This window comes from Myxococcales bacterium, from assembly GCA_016706225.1.
GTDB lineage: Bacteria > Myxococcota_A > Polyangia > Polyangiales > Polyangiaceae > JADJKB01.
The window spans coordinates 44,216-56,592 of sequence record JADJKB010000012.1 but is presented as its reverse complement, the minus strand read 5'-3'; the positions used below and the strand labels follow the sequence as shown (position 1 = coordinate 56,592).

Genomic DNA, 12,377 nt, shown 5'->3' with positions numbered 1-12,377 from the left:
GTGGCACCATGCCCAAGCTGGACGTATTCAACTTGAAGCGGGAAAAGGTCGGCGAGCTCGAGCTCGCAGACGAAGTCTTCGCTGCAGAAGTCAAAGAACACTTGCTCCACGAGGTCGTCGTGGCCCAGCTCGCGAGCTCGCGCGCCGGCACCCACTCCGCCAAAGAGCGCTCGGCGGTCCGCGGCACGAGCAAGAAGCTGTACAAACAAAAGGGCACCGGTCAGGCCCGCCACGGCAACAAGCGAGCCCCCATCTTCGTCGGTGGCGGACGTGCCCACCCGCCGAAGCTGCAAGACTGGTCGTACCGTCCCCCGCGGCGTGTGCGTGCCGGCGCGCTCAAATGCGCGCTCAGCCTGCTGGTCAAAGAGGGTCGGCTGACCGTGCTCGAGAACATCGATCTCGGCGAAGCCAAGACCAAGAAACTGGCCGGCGTGCTCGACATCCTCAAGACCCCGCTCAAGACCCTGGTGGTCGATGACAAGGGGAACGACACGTTGCGGCTCTCGATCCGCAACATGAAGAACCGGCAGTTCCTGCCGCCCGAGGGCGTCAACGTTTACGACCTGCTTCGTCACGACCACCTGGTCTTGTCGAAGGACGCGGCCAAGGCCCTCGAGGCCCGGTGCCTGGGGAGCAAGTCATGAACCCGGAACAGATCATCAAGCGCCCCATCGCGCTGACCGAGAAGGCTGCCGACCTCAAGGGTGAGAACAAAATCACCTTCGAGGTCGCCATGCACGCCAACAAGATCGAAATCAAATCGGCGATTGAGTCGCTCTTCGACGTGAAGGTCGCCGACGTGAACACCCAGGTCTACCGCGGCAAGCCGAAGAAGATCGGCCGCATGGAGGCCAAGCGGGTGAACTGGAAGAAAGCCATTGTCACGCTTCGTCCGGGCTCGAGCATCGAGTTCTTCGACGAATCGAAGGAGTGAGCCATGGGCATCCGCGCATTCAAGCCGACCTCGGCAGGACGTCGCTTCTACACGGTGAGCGACTTCAAAGAGCTCACCACCGACAGACCGCAGAAGAAGCTGTGTGAGGCCAAGAACCGCACCGGCGCACGCAACAACAACGGGCGCATCACCAGCCGCTTCCGCGGCGGTGGGCACAAACAGCGCTACCGTCTGATCGACTGGAAGCGCAACAAGATCGGCGTGCCGGCCAAGGTTGCGGAGATCGAGTACGATCCCAACCGCACCGCACGCATCGCGCTGCTCCACTACGCGGACGGCGAGAAGCGCTACATCTTGGCGCCGGACGGGCTCAAGCAGGGTGACAGCGTGGTCTCGAGCAGGAACGCGGACATTCGTCCGGGTAACTGCCTGCCCCTCGGCGTCATCCCGGCGGGCACCACCGTCCACAACCTGGAGCTGCGCAAGGGCAAGGGCGGTCAGCTCGTGCGCTCTGCCGGTGTGGCAGCGCAGCTCATGGGCAAAGACGGGTCGTACGCGCAGGTGAAGCTCCCGAGCGGTGAGGTTCGCAAGATCCACGTCGACTGCCGGGCCACCGTGGGCCAGGTCTCGAACGTGGACCACCAGAACGTGAGCCTGGGTAAGGCCGGCCGCACGCGCTGGTTGGGTCGCCGCCCGCACAACCGCGGCGTGACGATGAACCCGGTGGATCACCCGATGGGTGGTGGTGAGGGCCGCACCAGCGGTGGTCGTCATCCTTGCTCGCCGTGGGGCCAGCTCTCCAAGGGCATGAAGACCCGCAACAACAAGCGTACTGACAACATGATCGTGAAGCGCCGGAAGGCAAAGGGCTGATAGATGGCACGCAGCATCAAGAAGGGGCCGTTCTGCGACGGCCACCTTGCAAAGAAGATCCAGGAAGCCGCTGCTTCCGGCGGGAAGAAGGTCATCAAGACCTGGTCGCGCCGCTCCACCATCTATCCCGAGGCCGTGGGCCTGACGTTCGCCGTGCACAACGGTCGCAAGTTCGTGCCGGTGTTCGTGACGGAGAACATGGTCGGGCACAAGTACGGGGAGTTCGCGCCGACTCGGACCTTCCACGGTCACGCGGGCGACCGTAAGGGCGGGGCGAAGAAGATCAATCCGCGCACCGGCAAGAACTGAAGAGCGCGCCCGAACGCGGGCTCGAGTGAACGCGGGCTGTCCCTTTCTCGGGATGGTCCGCGTTTTCGTTTTTTGACGGGTGGCGGGGCCACAGTCCGCCGCCCGGGGGCGGCCCGGGCCCCAGGGGAACCTTTTGCGTCGCCCCGCGTGGAACTAGCCCGATGGCTCGCCTTCTCTCAGTCCTGGTCCTGGCGCTGTTCTCGAGCGGCTGCGCCATGGGATTTCGCGCAGAAGCGCGCGGCAGCAACGTGCCCGCCGACGACGGCTATCCGCTGCGGGTGTACCAGATGCGCGAGAGCGGAGGTTCGAGCGCGCCCGCGGCAGCTCGGGGCGTCGTCTTTTACGTGGACGGCTCTCGGCGAACGTCGGTCCTCGATCGCATGGGTGCCCTCGCCGGTTTTTGCATGCTCGGGTTTTCCGTGATCCTGGTCGAACCCCGAGGGCTCGCCGACGATGGCGGCTTCGACAGAGCACTGGCCTGGCGTTCGGACACCAAAGCGCGGCGGGTCTCCGATGAAAGGAGCGTCGTCGATGCGATCCTGGCCGGACGTCGTCCGAACACGGTGCTGCTGTTTGGCGTCAGCGAGGGCGGCGACGTCGCGGCTCGCGTCGCAGCAGAAGACGCGCGTATCACCCACACCATTCTTCTGGGTTCGGGGGGTGGCATCAGTCAGGCAAACGAGCTCGGGCTGCTGCTGAAACGGCAGCCGGGCTACCTTGGTTTGGGCAGTGAGGCGGAGCTCGATGGCGCATTCGAGCGCATTCGCCGTCAGCCGGAAGCACTGACCGAGTGGTTGGGGCACCCGTATCGGCGCTGGAGCTCGTACCTGTGGAGTCGCCCGCTCGACGATTTGATGCGTGGCAAATCCCGGGTGCTCGCGCTTCACGGCAGCGACGACATGAACGTGCCGGTGGAGAGCGCCCGTGAGCTCGACACCGCGATGAAAGACACGGGACGACTCTCGTACGTGGAATACCCCGGGGTCGACCACCGGTTTCGCCAGACTCGGGGCGGCAAGAGCGTCTTCCCGTGCGTGGAGCTCGATGTGGTGGCCTGGCTCGCACGAACGTCGGTGCTCTCGGAGCAAGAAGCGCGAGCGTTCTCCGAGCGCACGCGAGGTGCGCACCCGGAGTGGTTCTCCGGTGGCGAGCAGCGCTGCGCGATGTAGCGAAAGCTCAGCCCCAAGCGCCGTACACGAGCCGGCTGACCTCGGCGATCAAACCCAGGGCAGCGTTGTCGCTCGTCACGCGGGTGTCCTTCACGTTCTGGGCCATCACGGCGATGGCCCAGTCGGCGCTCGGGGTGTGTACCAAACCCGCTTCGCAACGCACGCCGGACATGCTGCCGGTCTTGCTGGCCACCCAGACCGGTTCGGGATCGCCGAACTCGCGCGCGTAGGGGTCCGCCGGCAGGTTGCGCCTCAGCGGTTCGATGTACTTTTGGATCCGCATCACGTCGAGGAACCGCTCGGTCCAGCTCGGAGGGAGCAGGTGTCCACGTCGGAGGTCTCCGAAGAACTTCACCAGATCGGCTGGGGTCGACGCGCCGAAGGCGAACTTGTCCGAGGAGAGGCGCTCGAAATCGATGGCGCCCGCGAGCTTGGTGTCGTTCAGCCCCGCCGCGTCGATACGGGCGTTGATGTTCGCCACCCCAAGCAACTCGATCAGCAGGTTGGTGGCGAGGTTGTCGGAGACCATCATCATCAACGTCGCCAGATCCCCCAGTGTGGGTCTCAGCCCCGGGTTCAAGTGCAGCAAGACTCCCGAGCCGAGCGTCCGAGCTTGCGCTGCCAGCTCCTGCCGCTCTTCCAGCGAAATCTCCCCAGCCGCGGCCTTCGAGTAGAGCGCGTAGAGCACGAACACCTTGAAGGTGCTCGCGGTCGGGAAGCGCTCGCGCTCGGACAGCCCGAGCGTCTCTCCGGTCTTCAGGTTCTCGGCGGCGACGCCGACCGCGCAGTCGACGTGTGAAGCGGCGAGAGCGATCTGCTCACTCAACATCGTTCGCCTTCGGTGCGCAGCACGAGGCTCGACCGGCCGCAGTTCTCGGCGTGAAAGGCCAACGTGCGCCGAAGTGGCGCTACTTCCCGCCGCTCGGCCGCGTCCAGGAATCGCGGAATGGGGTCCTCGACCACACACTTTCGGCTGAGCGATGCGTGGATCACCGTCATCGGGTCTCCCTCCACCAAGATCCCGACGTGACACGGACCCTCGCGCGCCGTCCAGGCGAACACGAGGTCTCCCGTCTGCGCTGGCGCCTGACCTTGAAGCAGCGTTGCGGCGAGCTGATCGGTGGAGTGACGTGGCAGGCGCACACCGAAGCCACGCAAGAAGGCCCGCGCCACCAGGGCCGAGCAGTCGAGACCGTCGGAAGTTGCGCCGCCGAGTCGGTACGGCGCATCGAGGAAAGCGCGCGCCGCGGCCACCAGTCCGTCGGCCGTACCGTGCGCGGCCTCGATTCGCGGGGGGGCGCTCTTCTGCGCGGGCTCTTGTTCGAGCCAGCCGAGCGTCTGATCCATGCAGCGGATCAGCGGAAAACCCTCGTGCACCGTGAGCAATTCGATGGGGCCGTCTTCCGGCAACAGCTCGGTCGCCAAGCTGCGGCCGCGCCTTGGGTGGCAACGCCAGACTGGCGTGGGGCTGTCCGACGTTCGTCGCCAATCGCCGCTCGTCAGAAACGACACCCCGCTCGTGTCGATGTGCCAACCCTCGGGTACCGCGTCGACGAGGGCGGCCTGCAGCTTGCGGGCGACGCGGGGCACCGCCACCGTGCCCCGCACCAGCAGACCCGAGTCGTTGGGGCCAAGTGAGAGCTCGACGTCGACGCAGGTCCAACCGAACGTGCGCTGGAGGTCACGCTCGAGCTGTCGCACGGCGCGCTCGGCGGCGGTCAAGACCCGCTCGGGTCCACGACTGCTCACGCGGAGCCGCCGATCAGCCGCAGGGCCTCTTCGACGTCCGAGAAGGGCAGCGTCTCGGTTCCGATGACTTGCCCGCGCTCGTGGCCCTTGCCCGCAATGACCACGACATCACCCGGTTTGGCACGACTCAGCGCCTTTTCGATGGCGGCGCGACGATCGAGCTCGATCTGGACGTAGGCTCTGCCGCCGCGCTCGGCGCCCCGCGCCACGGATTTTGCGATCGACCTGGGATCCTCGGCGCGAGGGTTGTCATTGGTGACGATGCACTCGTCCGCACGTTCACCGACCGCACGGCCCATCGGTTCACGCTTCTCCGGGTCGGCTCCGCCACCGGCGCCGAACACGATGATGACGCGCGAGGAACCCGCGAGCTCCCGCGCCGTGGCCGCCGTGCGCGCGAGGGCGTCCGGGGTATGCGCGTAGTCGATGGCGACGGTGATGGGCGCCTTGGCCACCAACTCGAAGCGACCCGCTACTCCCACACACTCCCCGATACCTCGGGCCACGGTCCGGCCTTCGATACCCCGCGCCAGCGCTCCCGCGGCGGCTGCCAGGGCGTTCTCCGCGAAGACCGCCCCCACCATGCGGGTCGACAGACTGCCACCGAGTGCCTCTGCGAGCGCTGAGGGTTCGAGCTCGATGTGGGTGCCCTCCGTGGAGACTTCGACGGTCCGCGCAGATAGGTCAGCCGCGCGAAGCGCCGCGCCGCGGGACGGCACACGGTACCAGGTTCGTTTGACATCGGCGGGGAGCACCTGATCGATCAAGAGCGCACTCTCGTCTGCCGCGTTCAGCACGGCGGTTTGTCCCGGTCCAAGGTGGACGAACAGCTGGGCCTTGCTCGCGAGGTAGTGCTCCCAAGAACCGTGCTGCGACAGGTGATCTCGAGACAGGTTGGTGAACACGCCGAGATCGAAGCGCCAGCGTTTTGCGTAGCCCTGCGCCAACGCTTGGCTCGTGACCTCCACTGCTGCGTCACGGCAGCCGGCGTGCGCCGCCTGCTCGAACGCGTGCAGATACCCCTCGAGGGTGCGTGGCACCTCGAGCGGCTGGCCATCGAGGAAATAACCGAGCGTGGTCTCCACCAAGACGGAAGAGCCCGCCGCGCGGAGCGCCGCCCCCAGCAGTTGAGTCGTCGAGGTCTTGCCGTTGGTTCCGGTCACGCCGATGGTGAAGAGGGATTCCGCCCACGGAAATGCGGCTTTTGTTGGGCGGATCAGCTCGGTCATCGGCGGCTCGAATGGACCCACGGTATCACCACAAAAGAAAACGGGCCCCCGAAGAGGAGGCCCGCTTCCCGCGACTTCGATTTCGGGTCAGGGCAGCCCGACGCAGCCGATGAAGTCGTCCCGGCAATTGCCGGTGCCCTGGTCGTAACAATTCAGGACTGAGAGTACCGAGGCCGAGTCCAGCGGATTCAGCGCCGAGTTGCACTCCGATTCGGTGATCCCGGTGCCGGCATCGCCGGTGCACGTCGACGCGACGTCCTTGCAGGGGTCGTAGGTCCCGCCGTCACCGTCCGGTATCGGGTCGTGCTGGCAGGCTTTGGGGAAGAGGTCGTCGATGCACTTCTGCACCGCCGTGTCGTGGGCCGCCGCGCAGGCGTCACCCGTGATGACCTTGAGGCAATCGAGGATCGGCTGCTGGAGCCCGACGCGGCCCATGCTCTCGACGTAAATGCACAGATCGTATCCGAGAGGGGCCAGGCCGCCCTCGACTCCCGCGTCACCACAGACCGTCGCTGCGTAAGGCAGTGAGGCGCATCCAGCGGACTCGGCTCCGGTGTCGCCGAGGCAAGCCCCGCCGTCGGACCCTGCCGCACCGCCACCACCCGCCGCGCCGCCGCCGCCGGCCACACCGCCGCCGCCCGCTGCGCCGCCGCCGCCCGCCGCGCCAGCCACGCCGCCGCCGCCTGCCGCGCCGCCTGTCGAGGTGCCACCGGACCCGCCGGCTCCGCCGCCGCCCGAGACGCCCGCGTCAGTGTCCGTCTTCGTGTCTTCCGTCGTGCAGCCAGCTCCGAACAACGAGCTCGATGCCAACAAGGCCGTCAAGGCCAGGAACTTTTCGACCTGGATCCGCATGCTTCAAGCCTCCGTTAATGATGCTTTAGGGGTGCCGCCCCCCCGCAAGAACGGAGGCCGACGCACTGTTTGACGTGATTGTACGCGGAGGATTACAGAGGGCTCCCCTTTTCTGCACTCGTTCGGTGGGCGCGCCTCCCACCCCTCGCCCTGGGCCTGCGCTTTCATTCAGTATCCGCCCGAAATCACGGGGCTTGCGCAGGGGGTACCGCTCTGCTACTTAGCGCTCCCCTTTTTCGGGCCACTCGGCTCGACGTTCGTCCTTTAAAGCGCCCGGCCTGTGCCGGTCGCAAAGTGGGCTACCCAACACCCACGCGAAGGTCTCGAGCGGGGGGCGCCCCAGCGCTCCCGGAAGACTAGCTCGCTTCTCCGTCGCACAACTCGTGCGCCAGGGAAGCTCTCCCCGCCGACGCGGAATGCTTCGCGCGGGGGCTCTCGTGAGCTGCCCCCCCAATGCGGGGGACATCAGGAGTCGAGTCGATGATCAGCCGAGCCAATGCCAACTTCCAGCGAATCAGCGTGCGCAAAGCGCGCGTGATCATCAACCTGGTTCGCGGCCGCGATGCAGCGGAAGCGCTCCAACTGCTCGACTTCGTGCCGAAGGCCGCGTCACCCGTGGTCAAGAAGCTACTCGCGAGCGCCATCGCCAACGCGAAGGTCAAGCGCCCCGACCTCGACGTGGACTCGCTTTACGTGAGCCACGCCAGCGCCGACAAGGCCTCGACTCAAGCCATGCGCCGCTGGCGCCCGCGCGCGATGGGGCGCGCAACGCGCATCGAAAAAGGCGTGAGCCACATCCGCATCGAGCTGGATGCACGCTGACCAAGGCTTTCAAGAGAACGCGGAGAGATAGATAAGATGGGACAAAAGACTCATCCGTACGGCTTCCGGCTCGGAGTCATCAAGACCTGGACCAGCAAGTGGTACGAGGACGGCCACTACCAGAAGTGGCTGCACGAGGACCTACGCATCAAGCGCGCTGTGAAGGACTACCTCTACAACGCCAACGTCGCGAGCGTGGAGATCGAGCGCGCCGCCAACAAGGCGAAGGTCATCGTCTACACCGCCCGCCCCGGCATGGTGATTGGCAAGGGTGGCAAGGGCATCGAGATCCTGAAGAGCGGGAACATGGATTCCGCTGCCAAGGGTGAGACGAAGTTCCCCGGCGTGCAGTCGTTCACCGAGAACGAGGTCTTCATCGACGTCCAGGAGGTGCGCAAGGCCGAGACCAACGCGCAGCTCGTGGCCGAGAACGTCGCCACTCAGCTCGAGCGTCGTATCGCCTTCCGCCGCGCCATGAAGAAGGCGCTGCAGACGGCCATGAAGTTCGGAGCCAAGGGCGTGCGCATTCGTTGTGCCGGTCGCCTGGGCGGCGCCGAAATGGGTCGTGTCGAGACCTACCGCGAGGGGCGCGTTCCGCTGCACACCCTGCGCGCGGACGTCGACTTCGGCCTGGCCGAGGCGCGCACGACCTACGGCATCATCGGGGTCAAGGTTTGGATCTTCAAGGGTGAAGTCCTGCAGCGCAAAGCGCGCCGCATTCCGGAGTGATCGGCCATGCAACTTCAACCGAAACGCACCAAGTTCCGTAAACAGCAGAAGGGCCGCAACCGCGGCGTCGCCTGGCGTGGCAGCGACGTCTCCTTCGGAGATTTCGCGCTGCAGTCGATGGACAACGCCTGGATCACGGGCCGCCAGATCGAGGCCGGCCGCATGGCGATTCAGCGGCACGTCAAGCGCGCTGGAAAGCTCTGGATCCGCATCTTCCCGGACAAACCCGTGACCAAGAAGCCGCTCGAAGTCCGCATGGGCAGCGGCAAGGGCGCGGTCGAGGGCTGGGTTGCCGTCGTCAAGCGTGGTCGCGTGCTGTTCGAGATTTCCGGAGTCAGCGAGAAAGAGGCGCGGGACGCCTTTGCACTCGCATCGTCCAAGCTGCCCATCGAGACGCGTGTCTTGGTGCGAGGAGACCTGTGATGAAGGCGAAAGAGCTGTCGGAGCGCACGACGGAGGACCTCACCGAGCTGAAGAACCAGCTCAGGAAGGACCTCTTCTCGAGCCGCATGAAGAACTACGTGAACCAGCTCGAAGACACGAGCGTCCTCAACAAGACGCGCAAGGACATCGCTCGCATCGAGCAGATCTTGCATTTGCGCGTGAGCGCCAAGGGTAACTGACCATGACCGCCTCGGATACCAAGCCCCTGAGCAAGCGCCGCCGTCTGATCGGACGCGTCTCCAGCGACAAGATGGACAAGACCGTCGTCGTCGAGGTGGTGCGCCACAAGATGGAGTCGCTCTACAAGAAGTACGTCCGCGTGCGCACCAAGTACAAGGCGCACGACGAGAAGAACGCGTATCGCACCGGTGATCGCGTCGAGATCATCGAGCACCGCGCGCTCTCCCGCGACAAACGCTGGAAGGTCGTCCGGCTGGTCGAGCGCCCGGCGGTCGAGTTGACCACCAAGGAGCCGGTGACATGATCCAGATGCAGTCGTTTCTGGATATTGCCGACAACTCCGGCGCGAAGCTGGTCCAGTGCATCAAGGTGCTGGGCGGTTCGCGGCGGCGTTATGCGGCGCTTGGCGACGTCATCGTCGTCAGCATCAAAGAAGCGCTCCCGGGCTCAAAGGTGAAGAAGGGCGACACCGCTCGTGCGGTCGTGGTCCGAACCAAGCGCGAGTACCGCCGGCAGGACGGCTCGTACATCAAGTTCGACGACAACAGCGCCGTCTTGATCAACGCGCAGCAAGAGCCGGTCGGGACCCGCATCTTTGGCCCGGTGGCCCGCGAGCTTCGCGGCAAGCGCTTCATGAAGATCATCTCGCTCGCACCGGAGGTGCTGTGATGAATCGCATTCGAGTGGGCGACGTCGTGGCCGTCATCAGCGGAGACGACAAGGGCAAACGCGGCAAGGTGATGCGGATCTTGGTCGACAAGAACCGCGTCGTCGTGGAGGGCGTCAACCAGGTGAAGCGCCACGTGCGCGCCAGCCAGACGACCCCCGGCGGCATCCTCGAGGTGGAAGCCCCCATCGCCATCTCCAAGGTCATGCCCATCGACCCGCAGACGGACAAACCGACGCGGGTAAGTTTCAAGTCTGAGAACGGCAAGAAGCAGCGTTTCGCCAAGAGCGGCGCCGCCCTGCCCACTCCGCAGGAATGAAGCCATGAGCGAAGAAGCCGTCGTCGCGCCGCGTTTGCGCGAAAAGTACAAGAAGGACACCGTCCCGGCCTTGATGAAGCGGTTCAACTACACGAACCCGAATCAGGTGCCGCGCATTCAGAAGATCGTCATCAACATGGGCCTGGGTGAGGCCGTGGCGAACCCGAAGATCATCGACTCGGCCGTCGAGGAGCTGACGGCGATTGCCGGCCAGAAGCCGGTGGTTACGCGCTCCAGGAAGTCGATCGCGAACTTCAAGCTCCGCGAGGGGCTTCCGATCGGCGTCATGGTCACGCTCCGGGCCGAGCGTATGTGGGAGTTCTTCGACCGCCTGGTGACGCTCAGTCTACCGCGCGTGCGTGACTTCCGCGGCACCAGTGCCAAGGCCTTCGACGGCGCCGGCAACTACACGCTGGGCCTCAAGGAACAAATCGTCTTCCCCGAGATCAACTTCGACAAGGTCGACAAGGTCAAGGGCATGAACGTCACCATCGTCACCACCGCCGAGACCAACGAGGAGGCCAAAGAGCTCCTCGGTCAACTCGGCATGCCTTTCAGGAGCTGATCAGACCATGGCTCGTGCATCTCAGTGGGCAAAGGTAAACCGCCCAGCAAAGTTTTCGACGCGCGTCGTCCACCGCTGCAAAGTCTGCGGCAGGGCCCGAGCGGTCTACCGTGATTTCCACCTCTGCCGCCTCTGCACGCGCCAACTGGCGTTGCGTGGAGAGCTGCCGGGCGTCACGAAGGCGAGTTGGTGAAGCCATGATGACCGATCCGATTGGGGACCTGTTGACCCGCATCCGCAACGCCTCACGCTCGCGGCACGAGGTCGCGCGAGTTCCGGCCAGCAAGGTCAAGCGGGCAATCGCCGAGATCTTGAAGGCCGAGGGTTACGTCGCCGATGTACGCACCGAAAAATGGGGCGACAACGGCAACAAAGAGACGCTCACCGTCGTGCTCAAGTACGGCCGCGAGCGGGACTCGGCGTTCCTGGGCATTCGGCGCGTCTCTCGCCCCGGCCGCCGTGTGTACGTCGGCCACGACAACATTCCGCGCGTTCTCTCCGGCCTCGGGACGGCCATCTTGAGCACGTCCCACGGCCTGATGACCGACAAGGAAGCGCGCCGGCAGAAGCTCGGCGGCGAGTTCTTGTGTGAGGTTTGGTGATGACCGAAACCCAAGTACAACCCAAGAAGCAGTCGCGGATCGGCAAGCGCCCCGTGATCGTGCCCAAGGGCGTGACGGTCAACATCACCGGCTCGAAGGTCGACGTGCAGGGGCCGAAGGGCAAGCTCACCGTGACCCTTCACTCCGATATCGTGGTCAAGAAGGAGGGCGACTCGGTCCAGGTCGACGCCAATGCGACCGGCCGGAACGCGGCGCGTCTGCAGGGCCTCGGCCGTGCGCTCATCGCCAACATGGTGAAGGGTGCTGCCGACGGCTACGAGCAGACCCTCGATCTCGTCGGCACCGGTTACCGCTCGGAGCTCAAGGGCAAGACCTTGCACTTTTCGCTGGGCCTGTCCCATCCGGTCAACATCGAGCTGCCGCCGCAAATGACGGCGAACATTCCGCCGGACTCGAAGGGCGCCGTGCTGATGCTGGCGTGCCCCGACAAGGCGCTGCTCGGCGAGTTCGCAGCCAAGATTCGTTCGTTCCGTCCGCCAGAGCCCTATGGCGGCAAGGGTATCCGCTATCGCGACGAGAAGATCCGTCGCAAAGCGGGCAAGGCCGGCAAGGGCAAAGCGAAGTGACGGGAGGCTATAGATGGCAATGAAGCTACAAGGGCGCGAGCGCCGCAAGCTCCGCATTCGCACCAAGATCTCAGGCACGGACGAGCGTCCGCGCTTGAGCGTTTTCCGCAGCGCGAAGCACATCTACGCGCAGGTCGTGGACGACGCATCAGGGAAGACCCTGGCGTCGGCGTCTACGCTTTCGCGTGATCTGAAGACCACGCTGAGTGAGGACACCAAGACCGACGCGGCCAAGAAGGTCGGCTCGCTGCTGGCCAAGATTTGCCTCGAGAAGAAGATCGCAAAGGTCGTGTTCGACCGCAACGGATACCTCTATCACGGCCGCATCAAGGCCCTCGCAGACGCAGCGCGCGAAGCTGGCCTCGAGTTCTGATCCCCGGAGCAAC

General features: G+C 65.2%; 21 protein-coding genes. 17 read left to right on the top strand and 4 right to left on the bottom strand.

Annotated features, from left to right (window positions below; translation table 11 throughout):
* The first annotated feature begins 8 nt into the window (after positions 1-8).
* The 5 genes from rplD to IPI67_19960 all read left to right on the top strand — a co-directional run bounded on the left by rplD (position 9) and on the right by IPI67_19960 (position 3,246).
* Entirely contained in the window at positions 9-644 is a 636-nt protein-coding gene (gene rplD / locus IPI67_19980) for a 50S ribosomal protein L4 (GenBank protein MBK7582467.1), read from the top strand.
* Positions 641-934, top strand: coding sequence for a 50S ribosomal protein L23 (rplW, locus tag IPI67_19975; GenBank protein ID MBK7582466.1), 294 nt, complete (start codon positions 641-643; stop codon positions 932-934). The genes rplD and rplW overlap by 4 nt, the downstream gene beginning before the upstream one ends.
* 3 nt (positions 935-937) lie before the next feature.
* The gene (rplB, locus tag IPI67_19970; protein MBK7582465.1) at positions 938-1,768 is read left to right on the top strand and encodes a 50S ribosomal protein L2; all 831 of its coding nucleotides are present in this window, start codon (positions 938-940) and stop codon (positions 1,766-1,768) included.
* Between the two features lie 3 nt (positions 1,769-1,771).
* On the top strand, positions 1,772-2,077 hold the full coding sequence (gene rpsS / locus IPI67_19965) for a 30S ribosomal protein S19 (GenBank protein MBK7582464.1): 306 nt from the start codon (positions 1,772-1,774) through the stop codon (positions 2,075-2,077).
* Between the two features lie 161 nt (positions 2,078-2,238).
* Complete coding sequence (locus IPI67_19960) at positions 2,239-3,246, top strand: alpha/beta hydrolase (protein ID MBK7582463.1); 1,008 nt, start codon at positions 2,239-2,241, stop codon at positions 3,244-3,246.
* A 7-nt stretch (positions 3,247-3,253) separates the two neighbouring features.
* Here the strand turns inward: IPI67_19960 and IPI67_19955 are convergent, their stop codons facing one another.
* The 4 genes from IPI67_19955 to IPI67_19940 form a co-directional block, all read right to left on the bottom strand.
* The gene (locus IPI67_19955; GenBank protein ID MBK7582462.1) at positions 3,254-4,072 is read right to left on the bottom strand and encodes a serine hydrolase; all 819 of its coding nucleotides are present in this window, start codon (positions 4,070-4,072) and stop codon (positions 3,254-3,256) included.
* The gene (locus IPI67_19950; protein MBK7582461.1) at positions 4,069-4,995 is read right to left on the bottom strand and encodes a C40 family peptidase; all 927 of its coding nucleotides are present in this window, start codon (positions 4,993-4,995) and stop codon (positions 4,069-4,071) included. Before IPI67_19950 ends, IPI67_19955 begins: the two co-directional genes overlap by 4 nt.
* Positions 4,992-6,224, bottom strand: coding sequence for a UDP-N-acetylmuramyl-tripeptide synthetase (gene murE, locus IPI67_19945; protein ID MBK7582460.1), 1,233 nt, complete (start codon positions 6,222-6,224; stop codon positions 4,992-4,994). The genes IPI67_19950 and murE overlap by 4 nt, the downstream gene beginning before the upstream one ends.
* Before the next feature lie 87 nt (positions 6,225-6,311).
* The gene (locus tag IPI67_19940) at positions 6,312-7,076 is read right to left on the bottom strand and encodes a hypothetical protein (protein MBK7582459.1); all 765 of its coding nucleotides are present in this window, start codon (positions 7,074-7,076) and stop codon (positions 6,312-6,314) included.
* A gap of 480 nt (positions 7,077-7,556) precedes the next feature.
* On the opposite strand from IPI67_19940, the gene rplV reads away from it, so the two are divergent.
* The 12 genes from rplV to IPI67_19880 are packed head-to-tail and all read left to right on the top strand — an operon-like array spanning position 7,557 to position 12,364.
* Complete coding sequence (rplV, locus tag IPI67_19935; GenBank protein MBK7582458.1) at positions 7,557-7,898, top strand: 50S ribosomal protein L22; 342 nt, start codon at positions 7,557-7,559, stop codon at positions 7,896-7,898.
* Between the two features lie 36 nt (positions 7,899-7,934).
* Positions 7,935-8,627: a 30S ribosomal protein S3 gene (gene rpsC / locus IPI67_19930; GenBank protein MBK7582457.1), complete on the top strand. Its 693-nt coding sequence runs from the start codon at positions 7,935-7,937 to the stop codon at positions 8,625-8,627.
* A gap of 6 nt (positions 8,628-8,633) precedes the next feature.
* Positions 8,634-9,050, top strand: coding sequence for a 50S ribosomal protein L16 (rplP, locus tag IPI67_19925; GenBank protein ID MBK7582456.1), 417 nt, complete (start codon positions 8,634-8,636; stop codon positions 9,048-9,050).
* A complete protein-coding gene (gene rpmC / locus IPI67_19920; protein ID MBK7582455.1) occupies positions 9,050-9,250 on the top strand; it encodes a 50S ribosomal protein L29 in 201 nt (66 codons plus the stop codon). Before rplP ends, rpmC begins: the two co-directional genes overlap by 1 nt.
* A 2-nt stretch (positions 9,251-9,252) precedes the next feature.
* The gene (rpsQ, locus tag IPI67_19915; protein ID MBK7582454.1) at positions 9,253-9,555 is read left to right on the top strand and encodes a 30S ribosomal protein S17; all 303 of its coding nucleotides are present in this window, start codon (positions 9,253-9,255) and stop codon (positions 9,553-9,555) included.
* Positions 9,552-9,920, top strand: a complete 369-nt coding sequence (gene rplN / locus IPI67_19910) for a 50S ribosomal protein L14 (GenBank protein MBK7582453.1) — start codon at positions 9,552-9,554, stop codon at positions 9,918-9,920. The genes rpsQ and rplN overlap by 4 nt, the downstream gene beginning before the upstream one ends.
* Positions 9,920-10,237: a 50S ribosomal protein L24 gene (gene rplX / locus IPI67_19905; GenBank protein MBK7582452.1), complete on the top strand. Its 318-nt coding sequence runs from the start codon at positions 9,920-9,922 to the stop codon at positions 10,235-10,237. The genes rplN and rplX overlap by 1 nt, the downstream gene beginning before the upstream one ends.
* Before the next feature lie 4 nt (positions 10,238-10,241).
* Entirely contained in the window at positions 10,242-10,802 is a 561-nt protein-coding gene (gene rplE, locus IPI67_19900) for a 50S ribosomal protein L5 (GenBank protein ID MBK7582451.1), read from the top strand.
* Positions 10,803-10,809: 7 nt separating this feature from the next.
* Positions 10,810-10,995, top strand: a complete 186-nt coding sequence (locus IPI67_19895) for a type Z 30S ribosomal protein S14 (GenBank protein ID MBK7582450.1) — start codon at positions 10,810-10,812, stop codon at positions 10,993-10,995.
* 4 nt (positions 10,996-10,999) lie between these two features.
* Positions 11,000-11,404, top strand: a complete 405-nt coding sequence (gene rpsH, locus IPI67_19890; GenBank protein ID MBK7582449.1) for a 30S ribosomal protein S8 — start codon at positions 11,000-11,002, stop codon at positions 11,402-11,404.
* Positions 11,404-11,991, top strand: coding sequence for a 50S ribosomal protein L6 (gene rplF, locus IPI67_19885; GenBank protein ID MBK7582448.1), 588 nt, complete (start codon positions 11,404-11,406; stop codon positions 11,989-11,991). Before rpsH ends, rplF begins: the two co-directional genes overlap by 1 nt.
* Before the next feature lie 13 nt (positions 11,992-12,004).
* On the top strand, positions 12,005-12,364 hold the full coding sequence (locus IPI67_19880; protein MBK7582447.1) for a 50S ribosomal protein L18: 360 nt from the start codon (positions 12,005-12,007) through the stop codon (positions 12,362-12,364).
* Positions 12,365-12,377 lie beyond the last annotated feature (13 nt).

Coding starts and splice junctions, on each gene's coding strand:
- IPI67_19895 (MBK7582450.1), top strand. CDS start 10,810: ATGGCTCGTGCATCTCAGTGGGCAAAGGTAAACCGCCCAGCAAAGTTT.
- rplE (MBK7582451.1), top strand. CDS start 10,242: ATGAGCGAAGAAGCCGTCGTCGCGCCGCGTTTGCGCGAAAAGTACAAG.
- rpmC (MBK7582455.1), top strand. CDS start 9,050: ATGAAGGCGAAAGAGCTGTCGGAGCGCACGACGGAGGACCTCACCGAG.
- rplW (MBK7582466.1), top strand. CDS start 641: ATGAACCCGGAACAGATCATCAAGCGCCCCATCGCGCTGACCGAGAAG.
- rplD (MBK7582467.1), top strand. CDS start 9: ATGCCCAAGCTGGACGTATTCAACTTGAAGCGGGAAAAGGTCGGCGAG.
- rplN (MBK7582453.1), top strand. CDS start 9,552: ATGATCCAGATGCAGTCGTTTCTGGATATTGCCGACAACTCCGGCGCG.
- rpsH (MBK7582449.1), top strand. CDS start 11,000: ATGATGACCGATCCGATTGGGGACCTGTTGACCCGCATCCGCAACGCC.
- rplB (MBK7582465.1), top strand. CDS start 938: ATGGGCATCCGCGCATTCAAGCCGACCTCGGCAGGACGTCGCTTCTAC.
- IPI67_19960 (MBK7582463.1), top strand. CDS start 2,239: ATGGCTCGCCTTCTCTCAGTCCTGGTCCTGGCGCTGTTCTCGAGCGGC.
- rpsC (MBK7582457.1), top strand. CDS start 7,935: ATGGGACAAAAGACTCATCCGTACGGCTTCCGGCTCGGAGTCATCAAG.
- rplX (MBK7582452.1), top strand. CDS start 9,920: ATGAATCGCATTCGAGTGGGCGACGTCGTGGCCGTCATCAGCGGAGAC.
- rplV (MBK7582458.1), top strand. CDS start 7,557: ATGATCAGCCGAGCCAATGCCAACTTCCAGCGAATCAGCGTGCGCAAA.
- rpsS (MBK7582464.1), top strand. CDS start 1,772: ATGGCACGCAGCATCAAGAAGGGGCCGTTCTGCGACGGCCACCTTGCA.
- murE (MBK7582460.1), bottom strand. CDS start 6,224: ATGACCGAGCTGATCCGCCCAACAAAAGCCGCATTTCCGTGGGCGGAA.
- IPI67_19940 (MBK7582459.1), bottom strand. CDS start 7,076: ATGCGGATCCAGGTCGAAAAGTTCCTGGCCTTGACGGCCTTGTTGGCA.
- rplF (MBK7582448.1), top strand. CDS start 11,404: ATGACCGAAACCCAAGTACAACCCAAGAAGCAGTCGCGGATCGGCAAG.
- rpsQ (MBK7582454.1), top strand. CDS start 9,253: ATGACCGCCTCGGATACCAAGCCCCTGAGCAAGCGCCGCCGTCTGATC.
- IPI67_19880 (MBK7582447.1), top strand. CDS start 12,005: ATGGCAATGAAGCTACAAGGGCGCGAGCGCCGCAAGCTCCGCATTCGC.
- rplP (MBK7582456.1), top strand. CDS start 8,634: ATGCAACTTCAACCGAAACGCACCAAGTTCCGTAAACAGCAGAAGGGC.